The sequence below is a fragment of the Nocardia brevicatena NBRC 12119 genome, from assembly GCF_000308495.1.
In the GTDB taxonomy this organism is placed as follows: domain Bacteria; phylum Actinomycetota; class Actinomycetes; order Mycobacteriales; family Mycobacteriaceae; genus Nocardia; species Nocardia brevicatena.
Genome location: NZ_BAFU01000052.1, coordinates 38,199 through 53,607 on the forward strand (window position 1 = coordinate 38,199; position 15,409 = coordinate 53,607).

10 protein-coding genes and 6 pseudogenes are annotated in these 15,409 nt (G+C 67.5%); 13 read left to right on the forward strand and 3 right to left on the reverse strand.

What is annotated here, in order from left to right; all coding sequences use genetic code 11:
* The first annotated feature begins 59 nt into the window (after nucleotides 1–59).
* The 4 genes from ON20_RS11685 (at nucleotide 60) to ON20_RS11700 (ending at nucleotide 4,267) form a co-directional block, all read left to right on the forward strand.
* Nucleotides 60–1,109 (forward strand): LLM class flavin-dependent oxidoreductase, encoded by a 1,050-nt coding sequence (locus ON20_RS11685; RefSeq protein WP_040835223.1) that lies wholly within the window; start codon nucleotides 60–62, stop codon nucleotides 1,107–1,109.
* Between the two features lie 208 nt (nucleotides 1,110–1,317).
* A complete protein-coding gene (gene lpqS / locus ON20_RS11690) occupies nucleotides 1,318–1,779 on the forward strand; it encodes a putative copper homeostasis (lipo)protein LpqS (protein ID WP_040835224.1) in 462 nt (153 codons plus the stop codon).
* 98 nt (nucleotides 1,780–1,877) lie between these two features.
* Nucleotides 1,878–2,996, forward strand: coding sequence for a PLP-dependent cysteine synthase family protein (locus ON20_RS11695; RefSeq protein ID WP_040835226.1), 1,119 nt, complete (start codon nucleotides 1,878–1,880; stop codon nucleotides 2,994–2,996).
* Nucleotides 2,993–4,267: an MFS transporter gene (locus ON20_RS11700; RefSeq protein WP_040835228.1), complete on the forward strand. Its 1,275-nt coding sequence runs from the start codon at nucleotides 2,993–2,995 to the stop codon at nucleotides 4,265–4,267. Before ON20_RS11695 ends, ON20_RS11700 begins: the two co-directional genes overlap by 4 nt.
* A 567-nt stretch (nucleotides 4,268–4,834) precedes the next feature.
* Here the strand turns inward: ON20_RS11700 and ON20_RS11705 are convergent.
* Nucleotides 4,835–5,763: pseudogene (locus ON20_RS11705) on the reverse strand (TauD/TfdA dioxygenase family protein).
* Between the two features lie 397 nt (nucleotides 5,764–6,160).
* Here ON20_RS11705 and ON20_RS11710 point away from each other — a divergent pair.
* The 9 genes and pseudogenes from ON20_RS11710 to ON20_RS11750 form a co-directional block, all read left to right on the forward strand.
* Nucleotides 6,161–6,391: pseudogene (locus tag ON20_RS11710) on the forward strand (hypothetical protein); the annotation flags it as partial.
* Nucleotides 6,392–6,663: 272 nt separating this feature from the next.
* Nucleotides 6,664–8,100 carry an LLM class flavin-dependent oxidoreductase gene (locus tag ON20_RS11715; RefSeq protein WP_040835232.1) on the forward strand — a complete coding sequence of 479 codons (1,437 nt, stop codon included), beginning with the start codon at nucleotides 6,664–6,666 and terminating at the stop codon, nucleotides 8,098–8,100.
* Nucleotides 8,101–8,195: 95 nt separating this feature from the next.
* Nucleotides 8,196–8,711 (forward strand): NADPH-dependent FMN reductase, encoded by a 516-nt coding sequence (locus ON20_RS11720; RefSeq protein WP_040835233.1) that lies wholly within the window; start codon nucleotides 8,196–8,198, stop codon nucleotides 8,709–8,711.
* Between the two features lie 167 nt (nucleotides 8,712–8,878).
* Complete coding sequence (locus ON20_RS11725) at nucleotides 8,879–9,073, forward strand: hypothetical protein (protein ID WP_040835235.1); 195 nt, start codon at nucleotides 8,879–8,881, stop codon at nucleotides 9,071–9,073.
* 118 nt (nucleotides 9,074–9,191) lie between these two features.
* Nucleotides 9,192–10,052, forward strand: a pseudogene (locus ON20_RS11730) (LLM class flavin-dependent oxidoreductase); the annotation flags it as partial.
* Between the two features lie 172 nt (nucleotides 10,053–10,224).
* Nucleotides 10,225–10,410: pseudogene (locus ON20_RS36310) on the forward strand (F420-dependent methylene-tetrahydromethanopterin reductase); the annotation flags it as partial.
* Nucleotides 10,407–11,540, forward strand: coding sequence for an LLM class flavin-dependent oxidoreductase (locus ON20_RS11735; RefSeq protein ID WP_040835332.1), 1,134 nt, complete (start codon nucleotides 10,407–10,409; stop codon nucleotides 11,538–11,540). The pseudogene ON20_RS36310 and the gene ON20_RS11735, both read left to right, overlap by 4 nt.
* 715 nt (nucleotides 11,541–12,255) lie before the next feature.
* Nucleotides 12,256–13,842, forward strand: a complete 1,587-nt coding sequence (locus ON20_RS11745; RefSeq protein ID WP_040835239.1) for an FAD-dependent oxidoreductase — start codon at nucleotides 12,256–12,258, stop codon at nucleotides 13,840–13,842.
* On the forward strand, nucleotides 13,842–14,183 hold the full coding sequence (locus ON20_RS11750; protein ID WP_040835240.1) for a 4Fe-4S dicluster domain-containing protein: 342 nt from the start codon (nucleotides 13,842–13,844) through the stop codon (nucleotides 14,181–14,183). The genes ON20_RS11745 and ON20_RS11750 overlap by 1 nt, the downstream gene beginning before the upstream one ends.
* 186 nt (nucleotides 14,184–14,369) lie before the next feature.
* Here ON20_RS11750 and ON20_RS11755 read toward each other — a convergent pair.
* Together ON20_RS11755 and ON20_RS11760 are read right to left on the reverse strand one after the other, a co-directional pair.
* Nucleotides 14,370–15,018 (reverse strand): annotated as a pseudogene (locus ON20_RS11755) (hypothetical protein); the annotation flags it as partial.
* An 11-nt stretch (nucleotides 15,019–15,029) separates the two neighbouring features.
* Nucleotides 15,030–15,278, reverse strand: a pseudogene (locus tag ON20_RS11760) (acyl-CoA dehydrogenase family protein); the annotation flags it as partial.
* Nucleotides 15,279–15,409: the final 131 nt, after the last annotated feature.

The window sequence follows — 15,409 nt, forward strand, 5'->3', positions numbered from 1 at the left end:
AGTGGGACGGTCCCCTCTTACCTCTGCGCTGAATCCGGAGGCCGAGGATGATGTGAACTATGAACTGGTCTCCACCCGCCCTGTCCGTACTCGACCTGGTGCCGGTACGCACCGATCAATCCAGCGGTGATGCCATCCAGGCGTCGCTGAGGCTGGCGAAGGTGGCCGAAGAGTTGGGGTATGTGCGCTACTGGGTGGCGGAACACCACAATATGCCCGCGGTGGCGGCGACCAACCCGCCGGTGCTCATCGGCCTGCTGGCCTCGGCCACCGCGCGGATGCGGGTGGGTTCGGGCGGTGTGATGCTGCCCAACCATGCCCCGCTCGTGGTGGCCGAACAGTTCGCGCTGCTCGAGGCGGCCTTCCCGGGCCGGATCGATCTGGGTATCGGCCGAGCGCCTGGAACCGACCCGGTCACCGGATGGGCGCTGCGGCACGGAGCCGGGGGAGTGAGCGACGAGAACGCCACCCGTTTCCCCGAGTACGTCGACAATGTGCTGGCCATGATGGACCGCTCCGGGGTGGCCCTCTCCGTGGGCGGGCGCCGTCACGAACTGCACGCCACCCCACACGCGACGTCGGTGCCGACGATCTGGCTGCTCGGTTCCTCCGACTACTCTGCACGCCTGGCCGCGGAGAAGGGGATGCCGTACGTCTTCGCCCATCACTTCACCGGGCAGGGCACTGCGGAGGCGCTCGAACTCTACCGCTCCACCTTCCGGCCGTCGCCGGAGCTGAAGGAGCCACGCACCTTCCTCACCGTCAACGCCTGTGTGGCCGATACGACCGAGGAGGCCGAGCGGTTGGGGAGGGCGCAGATGCTCACCCTCCTGGCGCTGCGCACCGGCGCCCCATTGGCGCCGCTGCCATTGGTCGAGGAAGCGGAACAGGTCGAAATTCCGGCGTCCCACCGGGTTTTCCTGGACGCGATGCGGGCCAGGTGGGTTATCGGCACCCCGGCCGAATCCCGCCGCCGGGTGGCGGAGTTGGCCGCGGAGTACGACGTGGACGAGGTCATGATCAGTCCCATCGGCAGCGCTTTCACCGGCACCGATCCGGGCACCGCCCCGGTGCGCGAGCAGACGCTGCGATTGCTCGCCGGGAGATAGTGGCGGACCGTCGGTTCCGCCGGTCGACGGCCGGGTGATTCCGATGCGATTCCACTGCCCCGCTCCTTTGTATATACCCTGCGCGGGTATACGGTGAATGTGGCAGTCGACGCAATGTTTCACCATGGGCCGTGTCGACGTGTTGTGATAAACCCCCGCGGGGTATGGTCGCGGACGGGTATACGAAGGCACGGTGGATGGGACGGCGATGACGCGCACTGACCGGCTGCGGCGGTGGAGCTCGGCTCCCGCGCTGCTCGTGGTGGTCTTGCTCGTGGCGCTGATGGTGGATTGCGCGTTCGGCGGCGAGGAGCACACCCACGCGATGGCCGACGGCCACGCCCACTCGGCGGTCGTCGACCATTCGTATGGGACCGCGGTGATCCGGCCGATGCCCGAACCGACCACGGACGTCGGTGGCCTGTTCGCGCACGGGGGTATCCATCCGTGCGGCCCGCATATCCTGCACTGTCTCGTCAAGTCCACGCTTCCGGAAGTCACCGGGAGCGTGCCGCCGCCGCACCTGTTGTTCTTCCTCGTCGCCGTCGCCGTGATTCCGGTGCTCGCCCTCGGCCGCGCGCCCCGCGCCGTGCGCGGACCACCTGGTACGCCGGTGTCCGCTGGGAGCGGTCGGTCCATCCTGACACGTCTCTGTATCGCACGACGCTGACCGGTCAGCGTCAGGCCGACCTGCCGTCGGCCGGTGTCCGCTGCCCACATGTCTCACGCACACCGCCCCGGGCGGTGGCGATACAGAAAGCGATACCTATGAACAAGGCAGTGATCGACAGGGCTGTCACAACCGCTGTTCCCCTGCCCGGACCCGCTCGGCACCTGGACGGGCTGGTCGGCAACACTCCCGTGCTCTGGGTGGGCGAGCCGCTGGCCCCCGCCGGGCGGGGTTTCTGGGCCAAGTTGGAAGGCCACAATCCCGGCGGTATGAAGGACCGTCCCGCCCTGCACATGGTGCGGGTGGCAGAACAGCGCGGTGACCTCGTGCCCGGTGCGCGGATCATCGAATCCACCAGTGGCACATTGGGTCTGGGACTGGCACTGGCAGGCCTGGTGTATCGGCACCCCGTGACCGTGGTGACCGATGCCGGCCTGGAACCGATCGTCGCGCGAATGCTGGCCGCGTACGGGACGACAGTGGACGTGGTGACCGAGCCGCATCCCTCGGGCGGCTGGCAGCAGGCACGTCGCGACCGGGTGGCGGAGTTGCTGGCCGCCGACCCCGACGCCTGGTGCCCCGACCAATACCACAATCCGGACAATGTAGCCGGCTACGAGTCCCTCGCCCTCGAACTCGTCGAACAACTCGGTGGTGTCGACGTCCTGGTATGCGCGGTCGGCACGGGTGGTCATTCGGCCGGGGTGGCGCGGGTACTGCGGCGCTTCAACCCCGAGCTCGAACTGATCGGCGTGGACACGGTGTCGTCCACCATTTTCGGTCAGCCGGCCGGTTCGCGGCTGATGCGTGGTCTGGGGTCGAGTATCCATCCGCGCAATGTGGACTATGCCGCCTTCGACGAGGTGCACTGGGTCGCGCCCGCGGAAGCGGTGTGGGCGTGCCGCACACTGGCGGGCCGCTATCACGCCAGCGGCGGTTGGAGTGTCGGTGCGGTGGCACTGGTGGCGGGATGGGCGGCCCGCATGCACGGCCCCGACACCCACATCGCGGCGGTGTTCCCGGACGGTCCACACCGTTACTTCGACACGGTCTACAACGATGCCTACTGCGAAGAGCACGGTTTGCTCGGTATCGACCCGCCTGTCGAACCCGACATCATCGCACATCCCACCGACACGGTGGTGACATCGTGGACCCGCTGCACCACCGTTGTGGACCCCCGGGGGCACGTTTTCGACCGACGACAGGGGGCATGACGATGATCGCGAGATTCCGTGCTTTCGACACACCGTCCCGGCTGCTGATGATCAACCAGTTCGGCATCAACCTCGGCTTCTACATGCTGATGCCGTATCTGGCCGGATACCTCGCCGGACCGGTGGGGTTGGCCGCCTGGGCGGTCGGGCTGGTATTGGGAGTACGCAACTTCTCTCAACAAGGTATGTTCCTGGTCGGCGGTACTCTCGCCGACCGGTTCGGCTACAAGCCGCTGATCGTCGCAGGATGCCTGTTGCGCACCGGTGGTTTCGCACTGCTCGTCTTCGCCACATCCCTGCCCGGCCTGCTGATCGCCTCGGCGGCCACGGGTTTCGCGGGTGCGCTGTTCAACCCTGCCGTGCGGGCATACCTTGCCGCCGACGCGGGGGAGCGTCGAGTGGAGGCGTTCGCCGTATTCAACGTCTTCTACCAGGCGGGCATCCTGGCCGGGCCGCTGGTCGGCCTGGCCTTGCTCGCCGTGGACTTCCGCATCGCGGCCGTCGCGGCGGCCGCCGTGTTCGCGGTGCTGACCGTGGCGCAACTGTTCGCTTTGCCCGCGCGCCGCGGCACGGTAGCGGCCGAACGGACCTCGGTTCTCGAGGACTGGCGAACCGTGGTGTCCAATCGGAGGTTCGTGGCGTTCGCGACGGCCATGATCGGTTCGTACGTGCTGTCGTTCCAGGTGTATCTCGCTCTACCGCTGCAGGCACAGTACATCGCGGGCGACCGCGCGCAGTTGGTGACCTCGGCGTTGTTCGCGGTATCGGGCGTCGTCGCCGTGGTCGGGCAGATACGGATCACCGCATGGTTCCGGTCCCGATGGGGGACCGGTCGCGCTCTGGTCGTCGGTATGGGAGTGTTGGCGGCGTCGTTCCTACCGCTGGCGGTCGTCCCGGACGCGCAGCGGTTCGGGACGACCGCGGCCGTCGGAGCGCTGCTCGTGGTGGCCGCGTTGCTCGCGATCGGTACGGCGGCGGTCTTCCCGTTCGAGATGGATACCGTCGTTGCGTTGTCGGGGGACCGGCTGATGGCCACGCACTACGGGTTCTACAACACCGTGGTCGGTATCGGGATCCTGGTCGGAAATCTGGCCACGGGTGCGGTCGTCGGCGCGGCTCGCGCCGCCGGTGTCGACTGGGCGGTCTGGTCGGGTATGGCCGTGATCGGCGCGGTGGCGGCGCTTGCTCTTCACCGCCTCGACCGGTTCACACGCCCAGCGGATCCCGCCGTGCGTGCTCGCCGAGGAACGGCACGGTCGCTCGCTCGCTGAGCGGCCCGACGGCCACCGTCGGTGTCCTGTCCGGACCGGCACGGCGACCACCGTTCTGCCTCCGGGCTGCGGTGGTCCGCCGATGCCGAAGCCGGCACCGTCCGAGCATTCCGTGAAGGAGTGGGATGGTCTGTGCCGTCCGCTCACGATGAGCCGTACGGCTGCGGGTATGTGCCGCACGCGGTAGCCGTTTCGCCGCCGGAATTGCGCTCCTGGGTCGAAAAAATGTTAATATGCGGATATATGCATCAGACAACTTTACCATTTATCCTGATCGACGGAACAAAAATAAGACAATCGAAACTGCCATGAGGCATGCGTAAAACTGTGGCAAACGCCCGAGCGTGAATAGGTATGGAAGCGAGGCGGCGTGCGATTTCCGAGTCCTGAGTGCAAGAGAACGGTGGCGGTAGAGGAACCGCTGTACCGCACCCGGGTGTCGGTTGATCGGCGCGTTGCGGCTGTGTACCGCTGCCGATGGTGCTCACGGGGCGAAAGTAGAGGCCGGGTCCGCTGCGAACGAGGTTTGTTCTCGTCGTGATCGCAATCGGACCCGGCCGCACGGCGTCAGGAGGCGAGGAGCTGCGGCTCGTCGACGACCGAATAGTGTTCGGCGTCGCCGGTGATGACCCGGCTGGTGTCGCCGTTCACGCCGACCGGGATATCGCCGGCGAGGGTGATCCGGGTGAGCCGGCGGGGCTGTCCGTCGTAATCATCGATGGCGTAGTGCTGGGTGGCGCGGTTGTCCCAGATCGCCACGTCACCGTCCGACCAATTCCAGCGGACGGTGTTCTCCAGTCGGATCACGCGGTCCTGCAGGAGCCGGAACAGGGCCTGCGATTCGGTCGTATCGAGGCCGACGAATTCTTTCACGAAATGTCCGAGCAGCAAGGCGCGTTCGCCGGTCTCCGGGTGCACCCGCACGACCGGGTGTTCGGTTTCATAGACGATGGATTCGAACTCGATGCGGTATTCGCTTTCCTTCTCATCGGGCCGGTGACCGTGTCGGGCCGCGTAGTCGTAGGTGTTGGTGTGCACCGCGCGCAGGTTCTCGGCGAGCACCCGCAGCGGTTCCGGCAGCGATTCGTACCCGGCGACGGTTGACGCCCACGTCGTGGAGCCACCATAGGAGGGCAGGTGTACCGCGCGCAGGATGGACGCCTTGGGGATACGGTCCACGAAGGTGACATCGGAGTGCCAACTGTTGGCGCGTCCGTACTCCGAGTCGATGGTGAGGGTCTTCACCCCTTGGACGTGACGGTCGGGTGGGGAGTGGTGAGGGCGCCGAGCAGGCGCGCGAATTCGTACTGCTCGTCCTCGTCCAGGTGGTGCTGCCCCTGGAAGAAGATCACCTTGTGTTCGAGCAGCGCCCGGCGGATGGTGTCCACAGTGGCCGGATCGAGGTCGGCGCCCAGCCGTACATTGTCGATCCGGGCTCCGATACGGGATCCGAGTTTCACCACGGTGGCGGTGGAGTTGGCGTTGTCGACGGTCATGGGTCACCTTCGCAATTCGAGATCGGTTCGAGGTACGTGTCCGAGCACATCATCACGCCCGGCCGGCCGACAGGTTTGTGGTCGCGTTGATCCCAATATCTGCCACCATCGAATAGGCGGAACTGTGAAATCCGTGGCGTTTGCTCAGCTCTCACTCGGTTCGCAGTAAGGATCTCGGACGAATTACGGCCGCGTCCGCGGTTGATTACACTGTGGGTGAAATTCTCGGTCTCCAGGTCTCGCAAGGTCGGGCCGCGATGGCTTCATATTTCACCGAAAACGGCATCGTGTCATCGATTCGAATCACCATGATTCTACAAATCACGGTGATCCTTGGCCTGGCCTCAGCCGGTGGATTAATCGGAATATTTCATTCGTACTGCAGATGAGAGATGAGGGATGCAGCGGTATCGCCGGTGCGACCGTCGCCTCGGCGACCATCGTCGGATTGTTCGGCCTGTTCGTTCCGGCAGCGGTCATCGGCTGCCTCGGCGGCATCGTCGCGGTCGGCGCGCTGGGCACATTGGCAGGTCAGCTGCTGGTCACCGCCCCGGTGGCGGTTCTCGCCACGGTGCAGTACTTCACCACCATCGCCCAGCCGCCACCCATCCCGGCGCCGGCGAAGTAGGTGGTCGAAGCACCGGCATACCCCGCCGGTGGCCGCAGGCCACCCTCGCGCGCTGTTCGGGTGGGCCTGCGGCGCGCGTCCGCCGCGACATCTCAACTGCCGCTGCCGCGGCGGACGTTTCCGAGGGCAGGTCCGGTCCACTGTGCGGGGGAGCCGGAACCGCCCTCGTCATATGTTTCGATCACGGTGCGCACAACCGGTGAACGGGGCGGCCGTGTCGGTGAGGGTGGAGCCATGATGTCCATGTTCACAGCACCGGAAGGGAATCCCCGGTGACCCGCCGCATTCGTTTCAACGCCTTCGATATGAACTGCGTAGCGCATCAGTCGCCCGGACTGTGGCGACATCCGGACGACCGGTCTCATCGGTACAAGGACCTGAGCTACTGGACCGACCTGGCGCAGCTGCTGGAACGCGGGCGTTTCGACGGTATCTTCATCGCCGACGTGCTGGGCACCTACGACGTGTACGGCGGCAACGATATCGCCGCGCTGCGCGAGGGCGCCCAGATTCCGGTGGCCGATCCGCTGCTGCTGGTCTCGGCGATGGCGGCGGTGACCGAACATCTGGGATTCGGGATTACCACCGGCACCGGGTTCGAACACCCGTATCCGTTCGCGCGCCGACTGTCCACCTTGGACCATCTGACCCGGGGACGCCTGGGCTGGAACGTGGTCACCGGTTACCTCCCATCGGCCGCCCGCAACTTCGGTGCCGACGATCAGCTCGACCATGACGATCGCTACGACCAGGCGGACGAGTACCTCGAGGTGCTGTACAAGTTGTGGGAGGGGTCCTGGGAGGACGACGCGGTGGTGCGGGACGCCTCCGCAGGCGTGTACGTCGATCCGGCGAAGGTGCACCATATCGGGCACTACGGAAAGCATTTCACGGTGCCCGGAATTCATCTGTCCGAACCGTCACCTCAGCGCACCCCCGTGATCTATCAGGCGGGTGCCTCACCGCGGGGTGTGCGCTTCGCCGCCGAGAATGCGGAGGCGATCTTCGTGGCCGCCCCGTCCAAACGGGTACTGAGGCAGACCGTCCGGAATGTGCGCGACGCGCTGGAGGCCGCGGGCCGGGACCGGTACGCCGCCCGGGTTTACGCCTTGGCGACCCTCGTTCCCGACGCCACCGACGAAGCCGCGCGGCGCAAGCACGAGGAGTACCTGTCTTATGCCAGCGTCGAGGGTGGGCTGGTGTTCGTGTCCGGCTGGATGGGTGTCGATCTGTCCCGCTACGACCTGGACGACCCGATCGGCGAGGTGGCGAGCAATGCCATCCAATCGATCGTCGCCGCCTTCCAGGAATCCGACGACGAGGGCCGGGAATGGACCGTGCGCGATATCGGCCGCTTCGCCGCGATCGGCGGCGTCGGACCGGTTTTCGTGGGCTCGGGCGAGACCATCGCCGACCGGTTGCAGGAGTGGGTGGCCGACACCGATGTGGACGGGTTCAATCTCGCCTACGCGATCACCCCGGGCACATTCGAGGACATCGTCCGGTATGTGGTCCCGGTGCTGACCGAACGCGGGGTGTACCGCACCGAATACGAGCCGGGCACCCTGCGCAATTCGCTGTTCGGCGCGGGCGACCGACTTCCCGAGGAACATCGGGGCGCCCGCTATCGGACGGGCGGCACGGGATCGACCATGCTCGCGGACGAGCTCTCACGCGGCACTCCGTCGAGGGCCGGGGCGACCGGGTGAGATGTCGGACGTTCACCCTCCGGGCGGCGCGGGCGGCGAATCCGATTGCCGGCCGGCGGGGCCTGCGACCGAGTATGCGATCGAAGAGAGGAACGATGACTGTCACGGTTGTGGTGGGTAACCCGAAGCCCGCGTCGCGGACCCTGGCGGCGGCTACCCTGGTCGCGCGGAGTTTGCGGCGGGACGTGGAACCCGGGGTGATCGATCTGGTCGCACTAGGGCCCGGCCTGTTGAACTGGGGAGATCCCTCCGTGGAGGAGAAGGTGCGCGCCGTCGCGTCCGCGGAGGTCGCGGTATTCGCCAGCCCCACGTTCAAGGCCACCTACACCGGGCTGCTGAAGCTGTTCCTGGAACAGTTCGATGGCGGTACCGGGCTGGAGGGCGTCGTCGCCGTACCCGTGATGCTGGGTGCGGGCCCGGCGCACGCACTGGCGCCGGATCTGCTGCTCAAACCGGTACTGGTGGAACTCGGCGCCACCTGCCCGGCGCCCGGGTTGTATCTGTCGGACAAGACTTTCGCCGAAGATGGGGCCATCGCGGCCTACGCCGACCGGTGGGGACCGGTGGTACGGGCCGCGAGTCTGCGTGCCGGAACGGTGAACCATCGCTGATCAGGCGGTGCCCCAAGGCCGGCGAAGAGTTGGATTCAGCGTGATCGAGATCGACGACGCCGTCCCGGTGGTTCCCTAGGGTCGTTTCTACTGCCCGGCCTGATGACCGGGTCGGCGGTACTCGACACCCGGCGCATCGGCCGGGCCCTGGCCCAGGAGGGACTGCGGTGACACCCTACGATCCCGATGTTTCCCGGCGTATCTCGGCGCGGGGGCGAGGAGAGGCCGGGTTCCGACCGGATCGCGACCCGTTGGTGGCGGCCGTGCACCGGATAGGGGACTTCGTCGGCCATGGGTGGAATTTCACGACTCGACTGGCCGAACAACTACCACAGGCATACCTGTCCGGATGGTCACTGTGAGTGGGATCGGCGTGCGCACGGATATCGGGCCCGCCTCGTCGAAGGTACTGCTTCGGGTCGTTGTCGCCGGTCATACCGGGGCCGCCCGCCGGCGCCGATCGAGAGAAAGGACCGCGTGATGACGCACGCGTATCCATCGCTGCTCGCCGTCGAACTGGCCGGTACGGGCACGCATCCTGCTTCCTGGCGCCGTGCCGACTCCCGGGCGGAGGATCTGTTCACCGGGCGATACTGGGTGGACGCGGTGAGCACCGTCGACCGGGCGGGCCTCGATCTCGCCTTCCTACCGGATTCATTCATGCTGCAGTCCGGCGGCGTTCGCGGCCGACTCGAGGCGGCCGGGATCGCCGCCCGGGTGGCCGTGGCCACCCACCGCATCGGCCTGATTCCGCAGGCACCGGTCACGCATACCGAACCATTCCACGTGTCCAAGGCGATAGCGAGTCTGGACTACGCCACCCATGGCCGCGCGGGCTGGGAAGTGACCATATCGCCCGGTGAACAGCAGACGAAACTGTTCGGCCGCAAGCCGAAACAGATCGAATCCGCGCTGTGGCGAGAGGCGGACGAGGCGATCGAGGTGGTGACCCGCCTCTGGGACAGCTGGGAGGACGACGCGGAGATCCGTGATATACCTACCGGCCGATTCATCGACCGCGACAAACTGCATTATATCGATTTCGTCGGAGACAACTTCTCGGTCAAAGGTCCTGCCATTACACCCCGGCCGCCCCAGGGGCAGCCGTTGGTCGCGGTACGGGCGGACGGCGCACACGCCACCCGGGTCGCCGTGCAGCGGGCCGACCTGATTCGCATTGCATCCGGGGATCTCGCGTCCGCCGCCGAGACCCGATCCGTGCTCCGTATCGCGGCGACCGCCGCGGGGCGCGATCCGCAAAAGATTCGCGTACTGCTCGATGTCGAGGTCCATCTCGCCGCGTCCGTGACCGCGGCGGCGGACGAGGTTGCCACCCTGGAGGACTGGACAGCCACTCCGGGACCGAACACCGTGCGCCATATCGGCACCGTGGACACCCTGCGGGATCTGCTGTCGCGGGTGCACCAGGAATGCGCTGCCGACGGTGTCGTGCTTCAACCGCTGGCCCTCGCCTCGTTCCTGAACCGGGTACCGATGCTGACCGGCACCCTGCGCCGCCGACGGGTTCATCCTCGTCCCGCACCTGACACCCGCAGGACTGGACGAATTCGTCGACACGGTGGTCCCGGAACTCCAGGAACGTGGCAGCTTTCGCACCGAATACACCGGCACGACCCTGCGCGAACACCTGGGTCTGCGCCACCCCCATCGCGCGGGCGAAAGGGCGCGGGCATCATGACGGTACCGTTGTCGATTCTGGACCTGTCCCCGATCAGCGCGGGATCGGATGCGAGGCAGGCGATCCGGAACACCATCGACCTGGCCCGCCGCGCCGAGGCCTGGGGTTATCGGCGGTACTGGGTGGCCGAACATCATTTCGTCGCGGTGGCGTCGTCGGCGCCCACCGAGCTGATCGCGCTGATCGCGGCCGCCACCGAGACGATCCGGGTCGGATCGGCCGCCGTGCAGGTCGGCCACCACGCATCCGCGTCGGTGGTGGAGGCGTTCGGCACGATCGACGCCCTCTATCCGGGCCGGCTGGACCTGGGGCTGGGCCGCTCGGCAGACCGGATCTCCCGGGTTCGCTCGGCCGCGGCGGCGCCGAGCGACGTGGCCGACCAACCGACCGTGATACGTGACGGTGTGGTTATCCCGCCTCCGTTCTCCCCGGCGCGGATCCGCGACACCAGCCGATTGGCGGCCTCCCTGGAGGCGCTGCACCCGTCGGGTGCCGAACCGCCGGAGTACGCCCGGCAAGTCGAGGAGGTCCGCGCCCTGCTCGCCGGGACGTACACCACCCTCGACGGCATCGACCTGCACGCCGTGCCGGGGGAGGGCGCGCAGGTTCAGCTGTGGCTGTTCGGCAGCAGCGGTGGGGAGAGCGCACGGCTGGCGGGTCGGCTCGGTCTGCCGTTCGCCGCCAACTACCACGTATCACCTGGCACGATCTTGGAAACCGTGGACGCCTACCGGGCGTCGTTTCGCCCGTCCACGCACTATCGGGAGCCGTATCTGGTGGTGTCGGCGGATGTCGTGGTCGCCGGGGACGACGAGACCGCCCGGCATCTGGCCTCCACCTACGGGCATTGGGTGTACAGCATCCGCAGCGGTGCGGGCGCCGCGGAATACCTCGATCCCGACACCGCGCCGCCGCTGACCGAACAGCAATGGAATCTCGTCCACGATCGCGTCACCACCCAGTTCGTCGGCACGCCGGAGTACGTCGCTGAGCGCCTCACCACCCTGCAACGACTGACCGGGGCCGACGAGCTCGTCGTCACCAGCGTCACCCACCGGCACGAGGACCGGCTGACCTCACACTGTCTTCTCGCCCGGGAATGGGGCCTGCCGCAGGTCCGCGCCGCGTGAACGGGCCGGGGTGTCGTCCCCGGCTTCGCTCGAGACCGTCCCGGATGCCGCCCGATGGTAGGTGCGGGCCGATCATCTTCGGAAACGAATGCCCATGTCCTCCCAGACCGTTGCGATCAGCGGTCGGGGAGGACGTGTGGGTTCCGGCGACGGAAGGGTATCGAGGCCGAATCGGTCGGCCGCCAGAGAATTGCCACTGTTGTCCCCGCTGAATGGTCGCGGTCCGTTTTGTTCGGAATGAGTTCAACACTCGTCGGCGCCCCGGCCGATCTTCGGTTGGGTTTCTAACGGGCGGAACTCGCGGCGGTCGGTGATTTCTTGCTGATCGCCGGGCCCGCGGAGGCCGTCGACGGGTACCGCTCGACGGTGGGACCGGTGGTCGTCGATGACCTGGACGCCCCGGTCGCGCAGCTCGCGGCGAGCGGAGCCGTACTCACCGGTGGACCGCCTACCGTGGTGCGTTCGCCTGAACGATGCCGCCGCACGAGGGACGCGGTTCAGGATCACGCTGAACGGAAACCTCCTGCGCGGGACGACGGCGGCCTACCGTTCGAGGCGGTGCGGATCGTGGGAAGGTCGTTCGACAGCCCTGCGATTCGACCGTTGCCATCCGGCCGATCACCCCGTGACGGGAGTTCGTTTCTCGATTCCCCGCACCCCGCCGTCGAGTGCCGAGCAGTCGGCGGGCATTCCGACGCATGACAGGAGCGGACCCATGAATGAACCGTGGCAGACCGACACCGATGTTCTGGTGATCGGTGGGGGACCGGCGGCGTGCTGGGCCGCCATCCACGCCCGTGAGGCAGGCGCCGAGGTGATCCTGGTCGACAAGGGATACTGTGGTACCAGCGGCGCCACCGCACCCGCCGGCACCGGTGTCTGGTACGTCGAGCCCGAAGCGGAGGCCCGGGCCGAGGCGAAGGCGTCCCGGGAGGCGCTCGGCGGGTATCTGGCGGATCACCACTGGATGGACCGGGTTCTTGACCGGACCTACCGGAATATGGACCGTCTCGCCGTCGAAGGCCGGTACCCGTTCCCCGTGGACGCCGACACCGGCCGGCAGATCCGCACCGGCGTGCAGGGTCCGGAATACATGCGTCGGATGCGGGCCTGGGTGAAACGTCTCGGGGTGCGAATTCTCGATCATTCCCCCGCGCTCGAACTGTTGGTCGACGCCGACGGGGTCGTGCACGGCGCCGCGGGCTATCAGCGCCAACTCGACCGTGACTACCGAATCGCCGCTGGTGCGGTGGTTCTCGCCACCGGCGGCTGCGCCTTCCTGTCCCGCGCGCTGGGCACCGATGTTGACACCGGCGACGGGGCGCTCATGGCCGCCGAGGTGGGCGCGACCTTCTCCGGGATGGAATTCTCCAACGCCTACGCGATCGTGCCCAAGGGTTCGACCATCACCAAAACCGCCTACTACCGCTACGCGACCTTCTTCCACGAGGACGGTCGGGTGCTCGAGGGCGCGGGTTCGACCAAGGGGCGTTCGGTTATTGCCCGAACCCTGCTGTCGGAGAAGGTGTTCGCGCAACTGGATCGGGCCGACGCCACCGCCCGGGCGCGGATGCGGTTGGGTCAGCCGAACTTCTTCCTCCAGTTCGACCGGCGCGGAATCAACCCGTTCACCGACCGGTTCGAGGTCGACCTGCTGGCCGAGGGCACCGTGCGTGGCACAGGCGGAATAGATGTGGTCGCCGACGACTGCTCCACTACCGTCGCGGGCCTGTACGCGGCGGGAGACGCCGCCACCCGGGAGCGGATCTGCGGCGGGTTCACCGGCGGTGGCAGCCACAATTCGGCGTGGGCGATGTCCTCGGGCAGCTGGGCGGGGGCGGGCGCCGCCGGTTTCGCCCGGCGGTCGAGACGTCCCGCGCTCCCGGCGCTGCGTGGCGCCGGACGGACCGGACTGCGGCCGGAAGGGTACATCTCGATCGGTGCCGCCGAGGTGGTCGCGGCCGCCCAGCGGGAACTGATCCCGTTCGAGAAGAACTACCTGCGCCACGGCGACCGGATCCGGCCCGCTCTGGCCGCGCTGGACGCGTTGTGGGATACGGCGGCCGACAGCCTGGGTGGTGAGGGCGGTGACGATCGGGTGCGCGCCCGGCAGGCGGCGGCGATCACCGCGGTCGGTCGGCTGATGTACCGGTCGACGCTGCAGCGCACGGAAACCCGGGGAATGAGCAAGCGCGCCGACTTCCCCGACCTGGACCCGGCGCAGCACCACCACATCCGCTCCGGTGGCGTCGGCGCGGTCTGGGCCGCGCCCGCAGTGGATCCGGTGCGGGCGGTGGCCTGATGATCGAGCTGATCCGTGCCGGGGACTGCATCGCCTGCGACAAATGCGTGGATGTCTGCCCCACCAACGTCTTCGACCGGGTCGCGGAAGCGATTCCGGTGATCGCGCGGCAGTCCGACTGCCAGACGTGCTTCATGTGCGAGGCGTACTGCCCGACGGACGCGCTGTACGTCGCGCCGGAGGCGACGCCGCTGCCCGACTCCGGGGCCATCCGGTACGACCACATCGGTCGCTACCGGGAGAACCTCGGGTGGGGTCGTGGCCGGACCCCGGGCAGCCGGGTTGCCGTCGGGCCCGAACTCGCCGGCGCGGTCCCGCCGCCGCGCCTGATCGACCGCTGAATCCGTCGAACCGGAGGGATCAGGGCAGGGACAGCACACGGAAACCGGCGTCCACGGGTATGTGAGCGCCGGTCACGGCACCGAACCCGGTGTCCAGCAGTGACGTTATTCCGTGCGGTCCCGCCTCGGCGTCCGCGTCTCGCGGTCGGCTCCTTGCTCTGCGGTGAGCTCGTCCCATATGTTCAGCACCGCGGTGAGTTGCTCAGGAGAGTGCCGGGACAGCCCGTTGGCGACGGCCACGATGGCGGCCGCGTCGCGAGGAAGGACATGTCGACCGCCGCGCGGTGGCGGCGTAGATCGCCTCCGGGTCCGGGTACGGATTGGGGAACCGGCCTTCCACCGTCGCCAACTCCGTGGGCAGATCCCATTGGATGGCCAGATCCCGGGGCGGGATGAGCTCCTGCAGGGTCGCGACGCTGCGCCGGAGCGTCCGTTCGTAGGCGAGCGCGACCTCCACCCGGGAGTCGAAGTCGACGAACGAGTTGACCGCGTTGAAGGGCGTCGGAATGGATACCAGGAACCGGGAATCCGACGCCAGCACTCCCCGGCGCCGTGCGTCGACGAAAACCGCGTACGGCTCCGACGCCACGGTGTGATAGTCGACCGTGTCGAACATCGCCTCGGCCCCGGGCCGGATCCGTGTCAGACCGTCCCCGACGTCCAGGCCGGGGTTGTTCAGGAACAGATCGACCTGGGTCAGCACCCAATTGGTGCGGTCGCCGGGTTCGCCGGCGGGTACCCGGGTGACCCCGGGCTGCAGTCGTGTGCCGACGAGGTCGAACGCGTCCGCGACCGTGGCGACATTGATACTCCCGGTCAGATAAAACCTGCTCATGCGTGTACTCCTCACAGCAGCACGCCCAGGCGCGGCGGCCTGGTGCCATGGAGGGTGTGGTTACCGAGGCGGACGTACTTCCATCGGGCCGGGTCGTGCAGTGAATGCACCCGCACATTGCGCCAGTGCCGGTCCAGCGCGTATGCGCGGTCGGTGGCCGATGCGCCGGCCAACTCCAGCACTCCGGAGGCGATCTCCACCGCGAACTCCTGGGCCAGCGCCTTGGCCGCGGTCACCGTCAGCGAGGCCCGCGCGGCGGAGGCGCCTGGTCGACGTGTTGTAGGCATTGCTGCGAGACGGCCGCGAATTCAGCATGGAAAACCACATCCCGGTGGCCACGGCGGCTTGACACGGTCATCGAGAGTCCTCCGGTTCTGACGGCCGACGAAAT